This is a genomic window from Oceanobacillus sp. AG (assembly GCF_009746545.1).
GTDB lineage: Bacteria > Bacillota > Bacilli > Bacillales > Amphibacillaceae > Oceanobacillus > Oceanobacillus indicireducens.
On sequence record NZ_WOWT01000008.1, the window covers coordinates 57,971 to 77,840 of the forward strand.

Genomic DNA, 19,870 nt, shown 5'->3' on the forward strand with positions numbered 1-19,870 from the left:
TTTTCCCTCATGTTTAGAGGTGGGGGTATTACAGACCGTTAATACGTGATAAATATAGACAAAAATAAAAGTCCGACTCACGAGATGTGAGCCGAACTTTTTCGTTTGTTTGTTATTACTGTTCTTCCAACCAATTCACTAATGCGTCAAGGTCATCTCCAGACACATCTTGTGCTGGCATAGAGCCTGTCCCATTTTCAACAATGTCTTTAATTTCGTCGCTGGAGTATCTACTTCCTACGTCTGTTAAAGCAGGACCTGCCCCGCCGGATAAATCTGCTCCATGACACATTGCACAGTTAGCCTGGTAAATTTCCTCACCAGCAGCAGTATCTACAGCATTGTCATTCTCAGCCGGTTCTTCTGTATTTGTGTCGCCATTGTCTGCTGGCTCTTCATTATCAGCGTTATTTCCGCCACCACAAGCACCAAGAACTAATACTGCTCCAAATAATACTGCTAATAACCACTTCTTCATACATAAATCCCCCATTCATATTGTGTAATAAGTTTATCAATAGTATTATATCCTATTGACAAATTTTTAAAACCCTTTTTAATCTGAAGTCTGTGAACAAAAACCAACATTTTCCTTATTTAACCAAAAACACGGGCACTTTCTTCTTTTTTTATTTTTCCGGTTACTTGATCTGGGAACGTAAATAAGCATCAATAAATAAATCGATTTCCCCGTCCATTACTGCCTGTGTATTTCCAATTTCTACATTTGTCCGGTGGTCTTTTACCATCGAATATGGGTGGAAAACATATGAACGGATTTGACTGCCCCAACCTATTTCCTTTTGTTCCCCGCGAAGGGCTCTAAGTTCCTGCTCCTGTTTCTCCACTTCGAGCTGGTATAGTTTGGATTTTAACATTTTCATTGCAGATTCCCGGTTTTTAATCTGGGAACGTTGGTTTTGACAAGTGACGACAATATTTGTCGGTAAATGGGTAAGACGGACGGCTGAGTCAGTTTTGTTTACGTGCTGACCACCCGCACCACTTGCCCGGTACGTATCAACTTTGATGTCTTCATCTCGCACTTCAATCTCAACATCATCATCCATTTCCGGTGTGACATCACAGGAAACAAAGGATGTATGACGTCGACCTGACGAGTCGAAAGGTGAGATACGCACGAGACGATGGACACCTTTTTCTGTTTTCAAATAACCATAGGCATTATGCCCTTTGATGAGCAAGGTTACGCTTTTCACTCCAGCTTCATCACCCGGTAAGTAATCAAGTGTTTCAACCGTAAAACCTTTCTTTTCTGCCCAGCGCTGGTATAGTCTTAATAACAAGCTTGCCCAGTCTTGGGATTCGGTTCCCCCTGCACCCGGATGCAGTTCAAGAATCGCATTCTTCGCATCATAAGGTTCACTAAGAAGCATTTCCAGTTCAAAATCGTTTATCTTTTCCATATATGTTTCCAATTGTTCATTTAAATCTTGGAATAATTCCTCATCTGCTTCTTCTTTAACCAGTTCGTAGGAAACTTCAAGATCTTCCAGTGTTGCTTCCATTTTTTCAAATGATTCAACTTGGTATTTCAAGCCATTCGTTTCGTCAATGACTTTTTGTGCGGCCTTTTGATCGTCCCAGAATGCCGGGTCTGCCATTTGTTGTTCTAATTCACTTATACGAGCACGCTTGTCATCTAAGTCAAAGAGACCCCCTGAAAGCTTCAACTCGTGAAGTTATTTTATCCAATTCATTTCTGATTTCCGCTAAATCCATGACACATCACCTCATAAAAAGTTTAGTTTAAAGAACAAAGGCTCTAGCGCCCTTACAGGCTAAAAACGCGACGTCCTGTCGCAACGCCTGTACTAGCACATCCTGTGCGTCGTAGCAACGTACAAACTGTGCCTCCCAGGACGGGAGGTAGTTCGATGTTGCCCCATACGTGAGCGAACTTAATCGAACTTCCCCTTTACGGAATGAGATAAAGGAAACATGCCCCTTTTAGGGGTATGCCGCTGTTGGGCTTTAGCCCGTACTTAGGCGGCCCTCCTTTAGTTTTGAGTTGTTGATGTTGACTTATCGATTGGAGGAGTGTGAAGTTTGATAGTTGCTGGGCGTTGGAGCCGGACGTGGCTAGCCCTGGATACCTATGTTACCACAGCATTTTTATTTTATAATTTCTTATTCTAAGGAAAAGAACGAGGTCGGAATCGCCATGTCTCCTACCTCGTTAAAGTTCTTTAGTTTTTACCGTGACAGTTTTTATACTTCTTGCCGCTGCCACATGGGCATGGGTCATTTCGGCCGACTCGGTTTTCTTTTATAACAGGTTTACGTACCTTTTTCTTACCGTCTTGACCCCCGTGAGCTGCTGTCGTATTTTTCACGACTTCTTCCCGCTGTAGGTTCTCACGAATTTGTGCCTTCATGATGAATCTTGCAACTTCATCTTCAATGGATTGAACCATTTGCTCAAACATCTGGAATCCTTCCATCTGGTATTCACGGAGCGGTTCTGTCTGTCCGTATGCACGCAGGTGAATCCCTTGACGGAGCTGATCCATTTGATCGATATGATCCATCCATTTCGAATCGACCGCGCGAAGTACAATAACCTTCTCGAACTCATGGAACTGATCCGGTTCTAACTCTTCCCGCTTCTCATCATAGGATTGTTGTACTTTCTCCATGATGAGTTCTTTCATTTCTTCCGGTTCTTTACCCATTAAATCTTCTTTCTTAATCGCTTCGGGACTTAATAAATTCGCGTGTATATGTTCCATAATCGCATTGATGTTCCATTGATCCTCATCTTCATCTTGTGTATGGGAGTCAATTACCCGATCTACCGAGGAACGTATCATATTCATGATAATTTCAGTTAAGCCGTCTTCAGCATCGATCACTTCAAAGCGCTGTTTATAGATAATTTCCCGTTGTTCACGCAGAACGTCATCATAGGAGAGAATTGTCTTCCGCGCATCAAAGTTATTTCCTTCAACTCGTTTCTGTGCAGATTCTACTGCACGGCTCACCATTTTGCTTTCAATCGGTTGATCTTCATCCATTCCGAATCGGTCCATCATAGCCCGGAGGTTATCTGAACCGAAGCGGCGCATCAATTCATCTTCCATGGAGAGATAGAATTGTGTTACACCAGGATCTCCCTGACGGCCAGAACGTCCTCGAAGCTGGTTATCGATCCGTCTCGATTCATGACGTTCTGTTCCAATTACCGCAAGACCACCAAGTTCAGGAACACCTTCTCCAAGCTTGATATCTGTTCCACGCCCCGCCATGTTCGTTGCAATCGTTACAGAACCTTTTTCTCCGGCTTTTTCAATGATTTCCGCCTCACGGTAGTGGTTCTTTGCGTTAAGCACTTCATGTCGAACGCCAGCTTTTTTAAGCATTTTTGAAATCAATTCGGAAGTTTCAACAGCTACCGTACCGACAAGTACAGGCTGACCGGCTTGATGTCGTTCCTTAATCTCTGCAACGACTGCGCGGAACTTCGCTTCCATAGATTTATAAATCAAATCGGGACGGTCTTCCCGGATAATTGGCTTATTCGTCGGAATAACGATGACATCCATATTATAAATATTACGGAATTCTTCCTCTTCCGTCTTCGCAGTACCTGTCATCCCGGATAACTTGTTGTACATCCGGAAGTAGTTTTGGAAGGTGATGGATGCTAAGGTCATACTTTCATTTTGAATTTGTAGTCCCTCTTTAGCCTCAATCGCTTGATGCAGGCCATCACTATAGCGACGACCTTTCATTTTACGACCAGTGAACTGGTCAATGATGACAACTTGCCCTTCCTCTACCATATAATCATCATCACGATGCATAGCCACATGGGCTTTTAATGCTTGGTTAATATGATGGGTTAAGGAAACATTATCCAAGTCAAACAAGTTTTCGATATTGAAAAATCGTTCCGCTTTGTTAATACCTTCTTCTGTAAGTTGGACACCTTTCGTTTTCTCATCATAGGTGTAGTCTGTTTCTCTATTTAATGTTGTTACAAAACTGTTCGCCTGAGTATAAAGCGATGCAGACTTTTTAGCTGCTCCTGAGATGATTAACGGTGTTCTCGCTTCATCAATCAAGATCGAGTCGACCTCGTCAATGATAGCAAAGTTAAGTGGCCGTTGTACCATCTGTTCCTTATAAAGGACCATATTGTCCCGTAAGTAATCGAAACCGAACTCATTGTTTGTTCCATACGTAATATCACATTGGTAAGCTTCACGCTTCTGTTCTTTCGTGTAGCTGTTTAAGTTTAATCCAACAGTTAGACCGAGAAAACTATACAGTTCACCCATTTCATTTGCGTCACGCTCTGCCAGATATTCGTTAACGGTAATAATATGGATACCATTTCCTGCTAGAGCGTTTAAATATGCCGGCATAGTGGAAGCTAAAGTCTTCCCTTCCCCCGTCTTCATCTCGGCAATGTTTCCGCCATGAAGGGCAATTGCTCCCATAATCTGGGACCTGAATGGGCGCATGTTCAACACTCGTCTTGATGCTTCACGCACTACGGCATAAGCTTCTACGAGTAAGTCGTCCAATGTCTCGCCTTTTTCAATTCTTTCCTTGAATTCTTCTGTTTTATTTTTCAATTCATTATCTGAAAGCTTCTCCATCTCTGGTTCTAAAGCTTCTACTTCGTCTGTACTTTTTTCAATTCGTTTAACTTGGCGCTTATTACCATCGCCAAATATCTTTGTCAGAAATCCTGCCATATATTATACGCTCCTCAATCTAATCAATACCTTAACACTATAATCATAACACTATATGTCAAACCCTGACAACAATCAAAGGCGAAAACAACCGGTTACAATACTGCGTTTTCGATAAAGAGCCAAAGTAATGGGACATAACCAATCAACAGCCATTTTGCAGCCCGACCAGATATTCCAAGCAGTAACTGAGAATGCGTGTTAAATTTCTTCCCGTCGATGAACTCCAATTTGACCGGGTAAAAAGTAAAACAGAAGATTTTACTCACCCACTGTTTGCATTTTTTTATATTTGTAATCTACAAAAATAACCCCTCATACTCAATGAGGAGTTATTCATCTAAATTCAGCTTCCTTTTGAGGTATCAACCTACACGGGAAGACATTTAATTCCTTTTCCGATCCATTTGCCAGCCTGCACTCAATTCCGTTCACCCATTCAGCCCTCTTTGGATAATAAGCTCAATTGGCTTCTTATGCGTATACAGCAAATCAGCGCCTGGCATTGCTTGCTTCACCCTATCTAATAATTGTCCCTTCACAAAATGACTATTTTGCAGAACACCCCCGAGAAGCAGCAATTTAAATGGAACATCCACAATCCCGACACGATTCACAGCAGTGCTGACAAGCTGATAAAGCTCGTCAGCTGATTGTTCTAAAATAGTTCTGCTCGCTCCGTCTCCCTCGTAATTTGCTTTCTCAACTATTTTTGCCAGAGCGCCAACTTGATGAATGGAGAAATCGGGGCTGTATACCCAGTTATAGAGTGCTTCATGATCTGTAAAATTAAAATGCTCCAACACTAGCTCCTGTAGCAGCGTTTTCGGTCCTCGACCATCATGCATTTTTAAAATCGCAGAAATGGCTTGTTTCCCTATCCAATAGCCACTGCCTTCATCTCCGAGTCTGTGTCCAAAACCTCCTGTTCGTACATAATTTTCTTTTCCATCATGTGCAAAAACAATAGAGCCCGTACCCGCAATAAGAATGGCTCCAGGCTGATTATTAGTTGCCCCGAGCAAAACGGATAGTGCATCATTTTCTATAATCACTTTATCTATTTTGATACCGCTCTGTGCAAGCGCCTGTGAAACAATTTCATCTACATTTACTTGATCTATTTTTGTATCAATTCCGGCAAGAGCAAACACACATTTATGAAAGCTTATTTCAACAAAGCGATCTGGATAGTGATATTTCTTTAGGTTATTCACCGCTTTTACGATCACTTCTTTAAGCGTATTAATTGCACCCTTTTTACCTGCAACATGGTAGTTCGCTGTGCCAGACTTCCCTGTACTTAATACATTTCCTGCTTTATCTGTAATCACGGCAATTGTCTTCGTTCCTCCACCATCAATGGCTAATATGGGCAATTCCTTTTGTTCAGCTGGTTGATTTTCCCGTATGGATTTTTTAAAAGTTTTGCTCAAGTCATCACCTGCATGGAAAAAATATTCTTTACTCATCATCTGGCATCAAACTTTTAAGTTTACTGTCAATTTTTTTATTAGCCGCTTCCAATACTTTTCTTTTGCCGGCCAGCCAGGCACTTATTGTGCGTTGCTGCTCATACCTTACTTCAACAGTCTTCTGCATTCTTTCTTTACTTGGCCCGCCTTCTAGTGAACGGATTTTAATAAAATGTTCCGGATCTAATGCATCAGCCAATTCTTCTGATCTCATATTCAACTTATGTCCAATAATCTGCTGTGCATGCTTGTTTAGATGATCCAATGTAAAATATCTCAAGGACTCCTTGTCATTTTCAACTAAGTCCTGTACAGAGGCACTGACAATTTCATGTGCTTTTCTAAAAGATAAATTATTTGAGCGAACGAGTGTATCAGCAAGCTCTGTCACATTGGCAAAACTTTCCTTCGCCCGCTTCAGCAATTTTTTCTTATTTACCTTCATTGTCATTAACACACCTGACAATAAATAATAAATATTTGTTAGCTTCTCAAGCGCGTTCCACATATATGGCTGCATGTCGTCTTCCGTGTCTACAATATCTCCAAATGGAGTATTATGCATCATGGATAAAACCGTTTCCACATCCCCTTTCACACTCGATAACATTGCACGTGTATGTTCAATAGACACAGGATTCTGTTTTTGCGGCATAATGGAACTGATTTGCACATACGGACTAAACAGCTTAAACGCACCAAATTCCTGTGTTCCCCATAATAACAAATCTTGAGTGGAACGGCCTAAATCAATTGCAGCCAATTGGACAGCAGTTGCTGTTTCCCCAATATAATCTGCACCAGAAACAGCGTCCCAAGCATTATCTATTATCCCTTCAAAGCCGAGCAACTCTTGAACTGTCCCACGATTAATTGAAAAGCCTGAAGTTGTGAGCGCTGCTGCTCCCATACTACTCTTATTCACCGTTACAAAAGCAGCCTGCAGCCGTTCAATATCTCTTGTAAGCATGTCAGTCATTGCATTAAAATAATGACCGAGTGTTGTAGGTTGAGCCTGTTGTGTATGTGTATAGCCAATCATCACTGTATCGATATGCTCTTCAGTCAACTCAATTAGACTTTGCCGCAAATGTAAAGCCGCTTCAATCAGATATAATAATCGCTCGCGAATATTCATACGGTAGATTGCGATTCCCATATCATTTCTACTGCGAGCAATATGGAGATTCCCAGCAAGTTCTCCAGCATCTTGAATAAGAAAATCCTCTACCTCGAAAAATAAATCCTCATAAGAGCCGTTATAAAATCGTTCCCCGACTTCTTTTATATCAATTTTATTAAGCGATTTGACTATTTTTACTGCTTCTTCCTTCTTAACTATCCCCTCTTCAACTAACATAATCAAATGTGCAAAATGAATTTGAAGCATTGGGCGAATGGCGTTGAATTTCGCCTGATTATACGCTGGTTCAAGAACCAAATCTTTATATGTTTTCGCTGGAAACTGGTTACCCTCTTTTTCTAAGATTTTTTGCCTATGTAATGATACCACTTTTTTTACATCCTTTCTTTTGGTTATTAGCCAATTGAAGCACCAGATTGATTTGTGCCACCTTTCAGCCTTTCATTTATGAGCAGAACAACAATAATCAAAATTGTTTGCAATACTCCATAAGCGCAGGCTGTTCCAAATTGGAAGGAGTACATTTTATTCCATATACCTACAGACAAAGGCATCGTTGAAGGTGAATAGAGTAAAATAGAAGCAACGAATTCTGTTAACCCTTGTACAAAGGCTAACAACGTTCCTGCTAAAACTCCTGGCATAATAATTGGCAGTACAACTCTTCTAAACGAATGCCACCATGTAGCCCCAAGACTTTGCGCTGCTTCCTCAATAGAATCATCCATCTGTATTAAACTGGCTTGTGTATTCCGGAAAACGAGCGGTAACTGTCGAACAAAATAAGCCAGTGGTAAAATCCAAAATGTACCAACTAATACCTGATTAAAGGAAAATACATTCCCTTCACTGAACGCAGATATCAAGTTTACCGCCACAACAGTCCCTGGCAAAGCCCAAGGAACCATAATTAATATGTCCATAAATACTTTACCTTTAAATGCAAAGCGCACCATCGCGTAAGCAGCTGCTACACCGAAGATAATATTCCCGATCACTGCGACAATACTCATTTGAATACTATTCTTAATTGGTCCCCAAGTTCTTGAATCAGTAAATAATTCAATATAATGCTCAAAGGTATATGACGTTGGAATAATTTGCGTCGTCCATTCACCGTCTACCGCAAACGAAATTAAGGCAATTACCAAGATTGGAAGCATCAAAATAAAAACCCCAATTGTAGATAAAATAGCAGCGATGTATTTTAAAACTGGTGAACTTACTTCCGTTCGATGCACACCCACGCCTTTACTCTGACTTTGATAATTTCTGCGATTTTGATACCATGTCATTAAGATTAAAAAGGCAATGGAAACAAGCGACAAAATAGTCGATTGTGTTGCTGCCATGTCCAGATTTCCATTTGTTCTTGAAAGTGTAATCGCCATTGTCATCACACGCTCAACTCCAAACATAAGCGGTGCTGTATACGAGGCCATAGAAATCATAAATACTAATAATGATGATGCAACCATCGCAGGGGTTAACATAGGTAAAATAATTTTACGCCAAATTCTCAATCGGCCGGAACCTAGACTAGTTGCAGCTTCCTCAATTGATAAATCCAAACCTCTGATTGCAGCCGATGCACTCAAATAGAAATATGTATACATCGTAAAGGTATGCACAATTATAATCCCCCAAATACCCTCCAACGCAAATGGAACATTATCTAACTGGAAGATCGATTGAAAGAGCCGCGGAAAAATCCCGCTGCTTCCATATAAAAAGGAAAAAGATATTGCACCAATTAATGGCGGTAATGCCATCGGAACTAAAACAAGGATAGATAATATTTTTCTTCCCGGAAATTCATATCTATTTAATAGAAAAGCCATCCCAACACCAACGATTGCACAAGTGATAACACTAACTATTGAAATAAATATACTATTATAGAGGGATTCTAAGTTAGCCTCTGACGTAAAAAATCTAAGGTAATTTGTTAAAGACAAGGAGCCTTCCTGATCGACCACACTTTGTAAAAACGTTTTGTACATCGGAAAGATGACGTAGGCTAATAAAACGAAAACCAAAGGTGATATTAAAACATAAACAAAGTATTTCGATTGTGTTATTCTTTTCCACATACTTTGTTTTGGTGCACGAGTTTCACTATTAGTCGTCATGTTATTACCTCTTTTCACTCATAAAATAAATCCCGCTTTCAGGAACATGCAATGTAATCGTATCACCTCGTTCCAAGACTTTTGTCCTTGCATTAACAATCATTACATTTAATTCGTGATCTCCAACTTTCACAATATAATTAATACTTACCCCAGTAAACTCACTCAATTGAATGATGCCGGTTAATGTATTTGCTCCCTCTCCAGTGTTAATCATTTCAGGACGAATGGAGAGCAGCACGCTATCTTCATTTGCATAGTCAAGCATTGGAGAACCATTCTCTCTTAATCCTTTTAGTATGATACCGCCACCAATATCGACCGTGACATGCGTATCTGTCAAGTTTTTCACATCGGCTTTTATAATATTGGATTCTCCTATAAATGAAGCAACAAAATGATTAACCGGTTTATTATAAATCTCCTGTGGTGTACCAATTTGCTGGATTTCTCCTTTATCCATCACCATTATCCGATCGGACATCGACATTGCCTCATGCTGATCATGTGTAACATAAATCGTTGTAATTCCCAGTTCAACCTGTAATCGTTTAATTTCAATCCGTGTTTCTTCCCGTAACTTAGCATCTAGGTTGGATAATGGCTCATCAAGCAATAGAATATCTGGTTCTATTACTAATGCTCTTGCAAGAGCTACACGCTGCTGCTGCCCACCTGATAGCTCTGTTATTTTCCGGTTGCCATATCCTTCTAGATGGACAAACTTTTGTGCCTTTTCTACTTTATTTTTAATCTCACTGCTTGATAGCTTTCTTACTTGCAAACCAAAGGCAATATTTTCAAACACAGTCATATGTGGAAAAAGTGCATAGTTTTGAAACACCATGCCTATATTTCTTTTATTCGGCTTTAAACCTGTAATATCCTCATTATCAAAATAGACTTTACCTTCTGTTGGAAAGTAGAAACCAGCAATAATTCTTAATGTTGTTGTTTTCCCACAACCACTCGGTCCCAAAAATGTAAAAAACTCACCTGATTTGATATGAATATCAACATCTTCTACTCCCTTTGCTTTTCCAAACTTCTTTGTGATATGTTCTAATCTGACACTTTTCATAAACTTCACCTTTCTTTTATAGCGAAACTTCATTAAATGGGAGGATCTTTTCATCTCACTTAATGTTAGTCGAACCAATCGGGCCGTTACTGACTGTTGGAACGCAACTTTTAGGAGATGGGATCTTACTGCCAGCTACACTGAGATAAAAAGCAGGGTGACATATGAGTACATCACCCTACACATTTAAGGCTAAAATTAATTTTGATCTTTAATGTTATTATCCCAATAATCCATCCAGTCCATTTCATTTTCAGATAAGACTTCCCAATCAAGATCAAGTTCTTTTAGCTCAAGTTCATTGTACCAATCCGGCATTGCATCAGGATCAATATCATTCCGTGACGGGATTTGATATGTTTCTTCTGACAACTCTACAACTGTTTCAGAATCAAATAAGAATTCATAGAACAGTTCAGCATTCTCTTTATTCTTCGCGTCTTTAATAATACCTACTGCATCAACTAAAATCGGCGCACCACTCTCTGGGTAAATATAATCGAATGGTTGATTATTTGCATGTGCCTGAATAAGGATATCCTGCAAGTTCCATAGAGAAAGCGTTCCTTCTTGACGAGCAAGTTTCAAGTATAAATTAGTAGGATCCTGTGCATATTCCTTCGTGTTAGCATCAAGCTTTTCCAGCCACTCATAACCCTTTTCAGGATCATTCGGATCTTGACGATAAATCATTGAAGCATATATTGTTCTCATCGTTCCAGATGGTAATACGCCGCGAATGATAATCTCATCTTTCCATTCTTCGTCTAGCAAATCATCCCAATCCTTTGGCCCAGATTCTTTATCTAAAACATCACTGTTAATCATGATAACCTCAGGCAAAAGCATTTCTCCATACCATCTTCCCTCTGGATCCTTATGTTCTGGTTCAATTGCGTCATCAAAGCTTGGTGTAAAAGGCTCTAACAAATCCTCATCAGCTGCCTGCATAAACGCAGACTGTGTGCCTCCCCACCAGAAGTCTCCTCCTGGGTTTGACTTTTCACCACGTACACGTTCCATAATTTCCTGTGCACCCATTGTCAGAACATCTACCTGAATATCCGGATATTCTTCATTAAACATTTCTACAACCTTATCAACTACTGTTTGATCACGTGCAGTATAAACGACAAGATTTCCTGAAGCTTCTTCGGAATCGCTTTCCCCAGTGCCATCTGAAGAATTATCGCCGTCACATGCCGCAAGTAATACTAAAATAAAGGCAGCCATTAATATTAATACGAATTTCTTTTTCAAACTTAACCCCTCCAAATAGAATTGTTATTTTTTATATTTAAAGCCAGCAACATGAAATTCTGCTAAACCAAGATGAAACGCTCCATATATACCGGCTTTAGAACCTAATTCAGTTACTTTAATCTCAGGCATTTGCGGGACAAATCTTTCAATTTTTTGTTTAAAAGCATGTAATGAAGTTTGATTCATATTAACAAGCTCTCCTGATAAAATGACAGCCTGGGGATCAATAATACTAATCAGATTAATCGCTGCTTTGGCCCAATGATCAATCGTTTCTTCCAAAATTTCTTTTATCCTTGCATCATTTTGATGATATTGCAGTATATGAAGTAAAGAATCTGCCTCACACGTTGCTAGATTAACTTCTAACTCTCTTAATCTTTCAGAGACCCCAAATAAACCATAATTTGTTTCAAATACACCCAACTCCTGCTTAATATTATTTTCATCTCCTATCATCATAAAGCCTACTTCTCCTGAAGCAGAGTGCGACCCTTTATAAAACTTTTCATTTAAGAAAAGCCCGCTGCCAATGCCATTACCAATAAACAAATAAACGAAATTAGCGATGTTTTGACCTTGTCCTTTATAAAATTCACCAATTGTCATCAAGTTCACGTCATTTTCAATAATGACATCAACTTTCAGACGTGAAGATAATTCCTTTCTTAAATTCGTATTTCCCCATCGAATCGTCGGTGATGAACGAATCATGTCATCGGAATCCATTTTAATACCCGAAACTCCAACAACCATGCCCAGCACCTTATCCATCGTGACTTTCTCTAACTCTAAAAGTCTTTCAACCCCTTCTTCAATTGAATCTATGATAACCGTTCCATCACTGTGTGGTATGAATTTCTGCTTAAATAGCGTTAGAATTTCTCCACTCATATCACCTAATGCAAAATGTATAGAATCATTTTCTATTAAAACACTAACAACAAAGTTAAAGCGAGAATTGTATTTAAGATAGATTGGCTTTTTACCGCCACTTGACTCGCCTACCCCTGTTTCAAGAATTAACTCTTCATCGAGCAGTTCCCTGACAATTTCTGAAATAGTTGGCTTACTGAGCTTTGTCTTTTTAGATAAATCCGCCCGAGACTGCTTTGGATTACGTCTTAATTCATTGATAATTAATTCTCTGTTCATCATTTTAACTAATTGAGGAGTAGATTTTTTCACTTGCCATCACAACCATTTCTGCACAGCGCGTTCTTTTTTGCTGACTTAAAAACTTAGTTAGTAAAGCTAACTATCAAAGTATGCCCAGTATAATATGGAAGCGATTTCATGTCAATGTCTTTTTTTAATTTTTCAGAGAATAGTCCATCAGGCCTATCCTTCTAACCTATGCTGACACCCTTAAATTTATTCCGTATCAAGCCTTTTGGATAATTTTAATCTAGCAGTAATATCTCATTTCAATAAAAATATCTGTTATCTAGTATTATTTTATCAAGAAAAACATGGAACTTTTAGAATATTTACACCGTTAATTGCTTGTGATAGCGTTTAGCTAAGTTAGTTTTGCTAACTAACTTAGCTTATTTATAGAAAGGAGGCCTTATGCAGGTTATTTGACAATTAATATAATGAAAGGGGTTACAAAATTGAAGAAGACTTTTACTTTATTAATGGCAGTCCTGCTTATTTTACCAACTGTATCTTTGTCTGGATTCGCTCAGAAAAAAACCGAACATGATATGGATTTATGGAATGCAGTTAAACCTCTGAGCACTACTGTAAGTTTTTTAAATACAGGTGCACATCCCGATGATGAGCGCAGTGATTTTCTAGCATACTTATCCAGAGGATTAGGTGTAAAAACCTCAAGCCTGATTGCTAACCGCGGAGAAGGCGGTCAGAATGAAATCGGCAGTGAGCTTGATAATGCACTTGGCATTATCCGTTCAAATGAAATGAAAGAAGCTGCGAAAATAACAGGGGTTAAAGCTTACCATCTAAGTGAAACAACTTCAGATTCTATTTATGATTTTGGCTTTTCAAAGTCTCCTGAAGAAACTTTGGAAAAATGGGGAGAAGAGCTTACTTATGAGCGTCTGATCCGCTTTATAAGAACATATCAACCTGATATTGTCATGCCCTCCTTTCGAGATGTTAATAGTCAGCACGGTCATCATCGTACAATGACAATTTTAAGTGAAAGAGCTTTTACTGATGCTGCAGATCCAAACGTTTTCCCTGAGCAACTTGAAGAAGGATTGGAACCTTGGCAGGTGAAAAAACTTTATTTACCTGCAGAATCACAAGAAACAGCCACTCTTTCCATTGAAATTGGTGACTATGATCCTGTTTACGATATGACCTACCCACAGCTGGGAGAAGAATCGAGATACCTGCATAAGAGCCAGGGAATGGGAAGAGACATCCCAGCCGAACCAAAGCAAACGCATTTAGAATTAGTTGACAGTGCAGTAACGACACAGGAAAATAATTTGTTTGAGGGTATTCCTTATGATTTAAAAGAATGGGCAGAGGTTGTTTCTCAGCCTGGTCTAAGCAACCAGCTAAAAAAGCTGCAAAAAAAGCTGGATAAAATTATCAAGTTATACCCGAACCGAACTGAAATTTTCCCTGAATCACAACAGGCTTTAAAAGAAACACAAAATTTAATAAAGAAAGTGGATAAAGCTAAGCTAGCACCAGATGTAAAGCATGATTTACTTCATAAACTAGAATTGAAAGCCGAACAGCTTACAGAGGTGAGCTTCGTTTCATCAAACCTAAATGTTGAAACTACAATCGATTCACCTGTAATAACACAAGGTGAAAAAGTGCAAGTAACGATGACTCTCTCCAACGAGGGAGATAAAAAAGTTAATCATGTACAAGCTGCATTAGAACTTCCTGAAAACTGGAAATATAATGGGGCTGTTAATGTAAAACATTTGAAGCCGGGAGAAACAAAAACAGCAGTATTTCATTTAGAAGTTCCTGAAGATGAAGCATATTATCATCCTTATGATGAACCTGTAATACAGCCTATCGTGTCCTTTAAGGAAAAAGGAACAGAGACAACTGTTCCTTTAGAACTCGACATTACAGCAGCTGTGCTTCCGGAGCTTGCTGTTAGCGTTGACCCTGAAAGCATAATGGTAAATACCGCAGATGTAAAAGAAAATATACCACTTAAGGTTAGAGTTAAGAACTATGACATAAATTCACGAGATGCGGAAGTAGCATTAAAATTGCCTGAAGGGTGGACAAGTGAACCAAATACAACAGAGGTTTCATTCACAGAGCGTTTTGAAGAACAGGAAGTAACCTTTACTGTTAGTCCGCCTGCAGATATAGAGGAAGGCAATTTTGAAATTGAAGCTTATGCGATATCAAATGGAAAAACCTTTGACACAACAGTGCAAGAGATTCAATATGATCATATAAATGATGAATATTTTCTTTATTCATCTGCTGCCGATGGTGAAGCCTTTGAATTGCTTATCCCAGACAACCTTAAAGTCGGTTATATTGAAAGCGGATTTGATAATGTCGCAAATCACTTAATTAATGCTGGCTTTAATATTACAAAACTGACAGAAGTAGACCTAGCATCAAGTGATTTATCTCAATTTGATACTATTGTGACTGGTATCAGAGCCAACTTGTCCCGACCAGATTTAGTCGAGAATAACGCTAGACTTCTTCAATATGTAGAGGAGGGCGGTCACCTTGTGGTTCAATATCACAAGCCAGGAGATAACTGGGATGTCGAAGCTTCAGCTCCTTATCATCTGGAGATCGGCTCACCATCAATTGAATGGCGGGTTACCGATGAAAATGCAGAAGTTACAATGACTCAGCCTGAGCACAAGCTATTCAATTATCCAAACCAGATCACAGATAATGACTGGGACAACTGGGTGCAGGAACGCGGCCTCTACTTCCCGATGAATTGGGATGACCGTTACGAGACATTTGTAGAAATGGCAGACCCCGATGAAGAGGCATTCGACGGTGGTATCCTATTAGCGGATTATGGTGAAGGAACATACCTTTATTCCAGCCTAGTCTTCTATCGTCAAATAGACAGTCAAGTACCAGGGGGATATCGTATTTTCACAAATTTAATCAGCTATGGTGCAGAGGAATAATTCTAATAGAGGCTGGACATAACTAGTAAAATAATAATAAGTGAAAAGGTTCCAAGCGTTTAAAATTTGCTTGGAACCTTCTAATATATCCTATTTCTTACAGTGTTGGTTCAATTAAACCGTATTTACCATCTTTTCGGCGATACACAACACTTGTTTCACCTGATTCTACATTATTAAAGACAAAGAAGGAGTGACCGAGCATATCCATCTGAAGTATCGCTTCTTCAGAATCCATCGGTTTCAAATCAAATCGCTTCGTACGCACGATTTCAAAGTTATCAGATGTATCTTCATTATCCGCAAGTTCTCTTTCCATTTCCGCAAATACATGCTTAGGTGCACCATGTTGACGGGATTTACGGTTGATTTTGGTTTTATATTTTCGAACTTGTCTTTCTAACTTATCTACTACTAAATCGATTGCTGCATATAGATCGTCGTGTCGTACTTCCCCACGTAATAGGAGGTCGGTCATTGGAATTGTTACTTCGATGCGCTGCTCATCATTATAGACACTTAAATTTACATGAACATCAGTTGATTGAGTAGTATCGAAATAGCGCTCAAGCTTGCTGATTTTCTTTTCCACATACTCTCTAATAGCATCGGTAACCTCAATATTTTCTCCACGAATGTTAAATCTCATAAAAGTGTCCTCCTTTAATTCTTTATATATATAGTATACTATGTTTCCCGGTACTTTTCCTCCTCAAACGTTTACGTTGTGTAAATGGTTTCACTGATGGGCAATGGTAAAGCTTGATATAACAATGTTTAGGCTGGAAACATTTTTTTATTAATATTTACAATATCGTTGTACTAGATTCATATTTCGCTAGATTTCCTCTTACACGTAGCAAATTTGTTAACCCAGCTTTCGTCGACAAAGCATATGGCTAGACATGACTTTTTTTAAATATTGTTTTTCCAATGAATTGCTAAGCACTTTCATACAGCGTAAGTGTCTGCTCTTTCACTAATTAAGGCGCTCTAATCGCCGTTCAGTTGCCCGGTGGACGGATGCTTTCCGCGGGCACAGCTGGAGCCGCCCGCGGAAAGCGAGAGGTGTCTGGACTGCGGACCTACAGAAGTACGTTGCACACTTTCGCTAAATGAAAGTGATCGACAATTTCTCTTGTTTATTAAAAGGAAGTGCCATAACTTTAACCTTATGATTACGAAAGGTTATAGCACTTCCTTCTTGTTAATTTTTACGGTCTAAAAAGGTACCGTCTAAGGTGGATACATTTTTATAAGGATTTGTGTAAAATTGTTGGGATTTCTTTTGTTGTTGCATTTGTTTCATTTCTGTCTTTAAATCCGTAAAAAGATTTTGCATTTTCATCTGAATTTTTGGATTCAACTTGGCGATTTCATTACCAAGCTTCATTTCTTCGTCTGAGTATGAAGGAGACAGTTGCTCCATCCATTTTCCCCGTTCCTCAATAAGTTCATTTAACTGTTGAATGACATCATCCCGGTTCTTTGATGTTACGGGTTGTTCCAGTAATGTTGTCAACTCTTTAGTCAATTCATAGACTTTCTCCAATACTTCCATTAGACTGTTGGCCTTTGGGAATATTGTTGCTTACGATGCTGAAGGAGTACTTGTTTCCATGTATCTCTGAATTCAGTTACAAGACCAAGAACATTCTCTAGCTTTTCAGGGCTGTTATCGATATTCGCAGCTGTTAATTCATTAAGCATAAATTCATAAAGTGGCTGGAATTGCTTAGATATCTCCACTTTTGGATCTAATGTAATTAATAGTTCACGAATTATATTTTGCGCCTTTTGAATATTTCTGTTCTTCGCTTCATAGTCATTTGCATCCATATCTTTCATAGCTTGTTTCACAAACTTTATGCAACCATTGTAAAGCATAAGGGTTAATTCCCCGCCAGATGCTGTATTTACTGCATTATTTTGATAGGTTTGATATGCTCTATTCATCTTGTATCACTCCTTATTGGTACATATTACCACCGAAGTCCATTAACATCGCCGATTGATTGTTCATCATGGAAATTGCCCGCTCCATTGCGGAGAATTGACGCCAATATCTGTCTTCCACTTGCTCTAAGCGATCTTCAAATGCTTTAATCCGTTTTTCCATCGCTTCGAGTTCGCGCCCCATCGTATACATCTGGTTGGTAAAGGAACCTTTTCCTGCTCGTTGCTCAATTTGACCAATTGTCTTCTCAAGCGAATCCTCCAGCCGATTTAATAATCCTCGGCTCGAACCTTCCGAACTATTGAATAACAGATTTTGGACAGATGTTGCATCTTCTTCTAACTTCTCACGTAATATATTTTCATCAATTTTAAGAAGCCCACCATCCATATAATCTTCCGTTGTCGTAATCCCTATTTGAGCCATTAGGCGAAATGCCCCGTCATTATCAACAGTGGACGACCAGGTCGAGCGGAGACTTGTTAAGGCAGATGGAATAATAGATTCTCTGCGCAATAGTCCGCTTTTCGCCTTTTCTTCCCAAAGCTCGATTTGCCTTTCAGACATTTCTTCCATTTGCTCTTCCGTAAGTGGTGGGAAATCGCGGTAAATTGGTTCTTGCTGTGTTCCGTTCAATGTTGTTATGAGTTCATTATATTTATTGACGAAATCTGTAATATTTTCCACAGCTTTATCAATATCATTTGTAACTGTGAGGGTTGCATTAATTGGTTTATTATTTTCATCTATTCCTGTTACGTCATGGAAGGTAAACGTCATGCCATTTAATGTGTAACGGTTATCCTTTGATTCTAATTCAACAACATCATTATAGGTGAATTTTGCGTTTGTCCCACCCTGTTCCTGATCGTTGCTCATACTAAAAAGTTCCGTAAAGAAGCTGCTTTCACCGCTTTTGAATCCTATCTCAGCTCCGCCAAATTCATCTTCTTTATTCGTATTGTAATCGCCGGTACGTTTCGTCTCCATTACAAATTGACCCGAAGCCTCATCATAAAAGGCGCGGACATTTTTATCTGCAGCATGGATTTTTTTTATAATCGAATCGATTGTATCGTCTTTTTCTATTTTAAAGGACCTTTCCTGCATTCCCGCTTCAAGCCCGCGTTTAGCATCTGCTTCCCCGTACGTATAAAATGTTACAGTTTCGCCATCATTTTCGGAAATGAATTTTTCAATATCTTCCTTAGAAGCATTTCCCGTATTAATTGCATTAGAAGCAAGTTGCGTAACAGCAATCTTATAAGCACCATTTCCCGCCGCTGCAGATCCTGTCGCCGTTACTGCCCCTTCCATAGAAGATGCCACTTTCTTTGGATTAATTGTATTACTATTCAATCGCATATTTTCAATTAATCGTTCCAGTTCGGCAATCTGCTTATTAATGTCACGGAAAGCGTCACGTTGCCATTCCATTTTCGTCCGTTGCTGCTGGAGTTTATTTAACGGAATCCGTTCCGCATTCATCAAGTCTCTTATCATTGAATCTGTATCAATACCACTGGCCAAGCCACCTATACGCATATGCTCACTTCCTTATATTTTTTCATCGACAAGTAATCCCATGAATTCCGCCATCGCCGCATACATATCGAGAATTTTCTTTGGTGGAATTTCCTTAATTACTTCATCCGTTGTTGAATCAACTACCGTCACATAATATTTATCAAGCTTATCATGTAATTCGAACTTCAAATTGCGGCGAGATGGTTCTAAAAATTGATTGAGATTATCAACCGCTTCTTCCACCGCATCTCTTTGCATTTTACCGTATTTTTCAATTTTTACATTTGAATTTTCTTTTTGTTGGTTTTCTTTCGTAGCTATTATAGGTCTATCAACTGACTTCTCTTGTTTAAGTTGAATGTTGCTCTGAATGATTGGCTGAGATCCGATCTTTTCTATCGCCATCCCTATTCATCCCCCTCATATATATCTACTAGTAGTATCGG

Annotated in this window: 15 protein-coding genes; 1 reads left to right on the forward strand and 14 read right to left on the reverse strand. The window is 39.2% G+C overall.

All coding sequences use genetic code 11. The features are described from left to right. Positions 1 to 115: 115 nt before the first annotated feature. The 9 genes from cccB to GN217_RS05225 all read right to left on the reverse strand — a co-directional run bounded on the left by cccB (position 116) and on the right by GN217_RS05225 (position 13,010). Complete coding sequence (gene cccB, locus GN217_RS05185; protein ID WP_156855598.1) at positions 116 to 478, reverse strand: cytochrome c551; 363 nt, start codon at positions 476 to 478, stop codon at positions 116 to 118. Between the two features lie 163 nt (positions 479 to 641). After that, a protein-coding gene (gene prfB / locus GN217_RS05190) for a peptide chain release factor 2 (protein ID WP_156855599.1) occupies positions 642 to 1,743 on the reverse strand; the annotation gives its coding sequence in 2 pieces (ribosomal slippage) (positions 642 to 1,670 and positions 1,672 to 1,743; 1,101 coding nt in all). 467 nt (positions 1,744 to 2,210) lie between these two features. After that, positions 2,211 to 4,727 carry a preprotein translocase subunit SecA gene (gene secA, locus GN217_RS05195; protein WP_156855600.1) on the reverse strand — a complete coding sequence of 839 codons (2,517 nt, stop codon included), beginning with the start codon at positions 4,725 to 4,727 and terminating at the stop codon, positions 2,211 to 2,213. A 431-nt stretch (positions 4,728 to 5,158) separates the two neighbouring features. Continuing rightward, positions 5,159 to 6,199 (reverse strand): BadF/BadG/BcrA/BcrD ATPase family protein, encoded by a 1,041-nt coding sequence (locus GN217_RS05200; RefSeq protein ID WP_156855671.1) that lies wholly within the window; start codon positions 6,197 to 6,199, stop codon positions 5,159 to 5,161. Continuing rightward, the gene (gene argH / locus GN217_RS05205; protein ID WP_156855601.1) at positions 6,192 to 7,715 is read right to left on the reverse strand and encodes an argininosuccinate lyase; all 1,524 of its coding nucleotides are present in this window, start codon (positions 7,713 to 7,715) and stop codon (positions 6,192 to 6,194) included. The genes GN217_RS05200 and argH overlap by 8 nt, the downstream gene beginning before the upstream one ends. A gap of 26 nt (positions 7,716 to 7,741) precedes the next feature. Beyond that, a complete protein-coding gene (locus tag GN217_RS05210) occupies positions 7,742 to 9,478 on the reverse strand; it encodes an ABC transporter permease (RefSeq protein ID WP_156855602.1) in 1,737 nt (578 codons plus the stop codon). A gap of 4 nt (positions 9,479 to 9,482) precedes the next feature. Further along, a complete protein-coding gene (locus tag GN217_RS05215) occupies positions 9,483 to 10,559 on the reverse strand; it encodes an ABC transporter ATP-binding protein (protein WP_156855603.1) in 1,077 nt (358 codons plus the stop codon). Positions 10,560 to 10,757: 198 nt separating this feature from the next. Beyond that, positions 10,758 to 11,819 (reverse strand): extracellular solute-binding protein, encoded by a 1,062-nt coding sequence (locus tag GN217_RS05220; protein WP_370459722.1) that lies wholly within the window; start codon positions 11,817 to 11,819, stop codon positions 10,758 to 10,760. Positions 11,820 to 11,843: 24 nt separating this feature from the next. Next, positions 11,844 to 13,010 (reverse strand): ROK family transcriptional regulator, encoded by a 1,167-nt coding sequence (locus GN217_RS05225; protein ID WP_229782576.1) that lies wholly within the window; start codon positions 13,008 to 13,010, stop codon positions 11,844 to 11,846. 410 nt (positions 13,011 to 13,420) lie between these two features. Between GN217_RS05225 and GN217_RS05230 the strand changes: the two genes are divergently transcribed. Then, the gene (locus tag GN217_RS05230) at positions 13,421 to 15,940 is read left to right on the forward strand and encodes an NEW3 domain-containing protein (protein ID WP_232334335.1); all 2,520 of its coding nucleotides are present in this window, start codon (positions 13,421 to 13,423) and stop codon (positions 15,938 to 15,940) included. Positions 15,941 to 16,037: 97 nt separating this feature from the next. Here the strand turns inward: GN217_RS05230 and hpf are convergent, their stop codons facing one another. From hpf to flaG, 5 genes are all read right to left on the reverse strand, one after another. Then, on the reverse strand, positions 16,038 to 16,589 hold the full coding sequence (gene hpf, locus GN217_RS05235; RefSeq protein ID WP_156855604.1) for a ribosome hibernation-promoting factor, HPF/YfiA family: 552 nt from the start codon (positions 16,587 to 16,589) through the stop codon (positions 16,038 to 16,040). Positions 16,590 to 17,147: 558 nt separating this feature from the next. After that, positions 17,148 to 17,501, reverse strand: coding sequence for a flagellar protein FliT (fliT, locus tag GN217_RS05240; protein WP_156855605.1), 354 nt, complete (start codon positions 17,499 to 17,501; stop codon positions 17,148 to 17,150). Next, the gene (fliS, locus tag GN217_RS05245) at positions 17,501 to 17,896 is read right to left on the reverse strand and encodes a flagellar export chaperone FliS (RefSeq protein ID WP_156855606.1); all 396 of its coding nucleotides are present in this window, start codon (positions 17,894 to 17,896) and stop codon (positions 17,501 to 17,503) included. The genes fliT and fliS overlap by 1 nt, the downstream gene beginning before the upstream one ends. 13 nt (positions 17,897 to 17,909) lie before the next feature. Beyond that, positions 17,910 to 19,442, reverse strand: coding sequence for a flagellar filament capping protein FliD (gene fliD / locus GN217_RS05250; RefSeq protein WP_156855607.1), 1,533 nt, complete (start codon positions 19,440 to 19,442; stop codon positions 17,910 to 17,912). Positions 19,443 to 19,454: 12 nt separating this feature from the next. Next, the gene (gene flaG / locus GN217_RS05255) at positions 19,455 to 19,829 is read right to left on the reverse strand and encodes a flagellar protein FlaG (protein ID WP_156855608.1); all 375 of its coding nucleotides are present in this window, start codon (positions 19,827 to 19,829) and stop codon (positions 19,455 to 19,457) included. Positions 19,830 to 19,870: the final 41 nt, after the last annotated feature.

Excerpts from the sequence above, each read along its gene's own strand:
- cccB (WP_156855598.1), bottom strand. The coding sequence starts at position 478 with ATGAAGAAGTGGTTATTAGCAGTATTATTTGGAGCAGTATTAGTTCTT.
- fliT (WP_156855605.1), bottom strand. The coding sequence starts at position 17,501 with ATGGAAGTATTGGAGAAAGTCTATGAATTGACTAAAGAGTTGACAACA.
- flaG (WP_156855608.1), bottom strand. The coding sequence starts at position 19,829 with ATGGCGATAGAAAAGATCGGATCTCAGCCAATCATTCAGAGCAACATT.
- GN217_RS05215 (WP_156855603.1), bottom strand. The coding sequence starts at position 10,559 with ATGAAAAGTGTCAGATTAGAACATATCACAAAGAAGTTTGGAAAAGCA.
- GN217_RS05200 (WP_156855671.1), bottom strand. The coding sequence starts at position 6,199 with ATGAGTAAAGAATATTTTTTCCATGCAGGTGATGACTTGAGCAAAACT.
- GN217_RS05210 (WP_156855602.1), bottom strand. The coding sequence starts at position 9,478 with ATGACGACTAATAGTGAAACTCGTGCACCAAAACAAAGTATGTGGAAA.
- GN217_RS05230 (WP_232334335.1), top strand. The coding sequence starts at position 13,421 with ATGAAAGGGGTTACAAAATTGAAGAAGACTTTTACTTTATTAATGGCA.
- hpf (WP_156855604.1), bottom strand. The coding sequence starts at position 16,589 with ATGAGATTTAACATTCGTGGAGAAAATATTGAGGTTACCGATGCTATT.
- fliS (WP_156855606.1), bottom strand. The coding sequence starts at position 17,896 with ATGAATAGAGCATATCAAACCTATCAAAATAATGCAGTAAATACAGCA.
- secA (WP_156855600.1), bottom strand. The coding sequence starts at position 4,727 with ATGGCAGGATTTCTGACAAAGATATTTGGCGATGGTAATAAGCGCCAA.
- fliD (WP_156855607.1), bottom strand. The coding sequence starts at position 19,442 with ATGCGTATAGGTGGCTTGGCCAGTGGTATTGATACAGATTCAATGATA.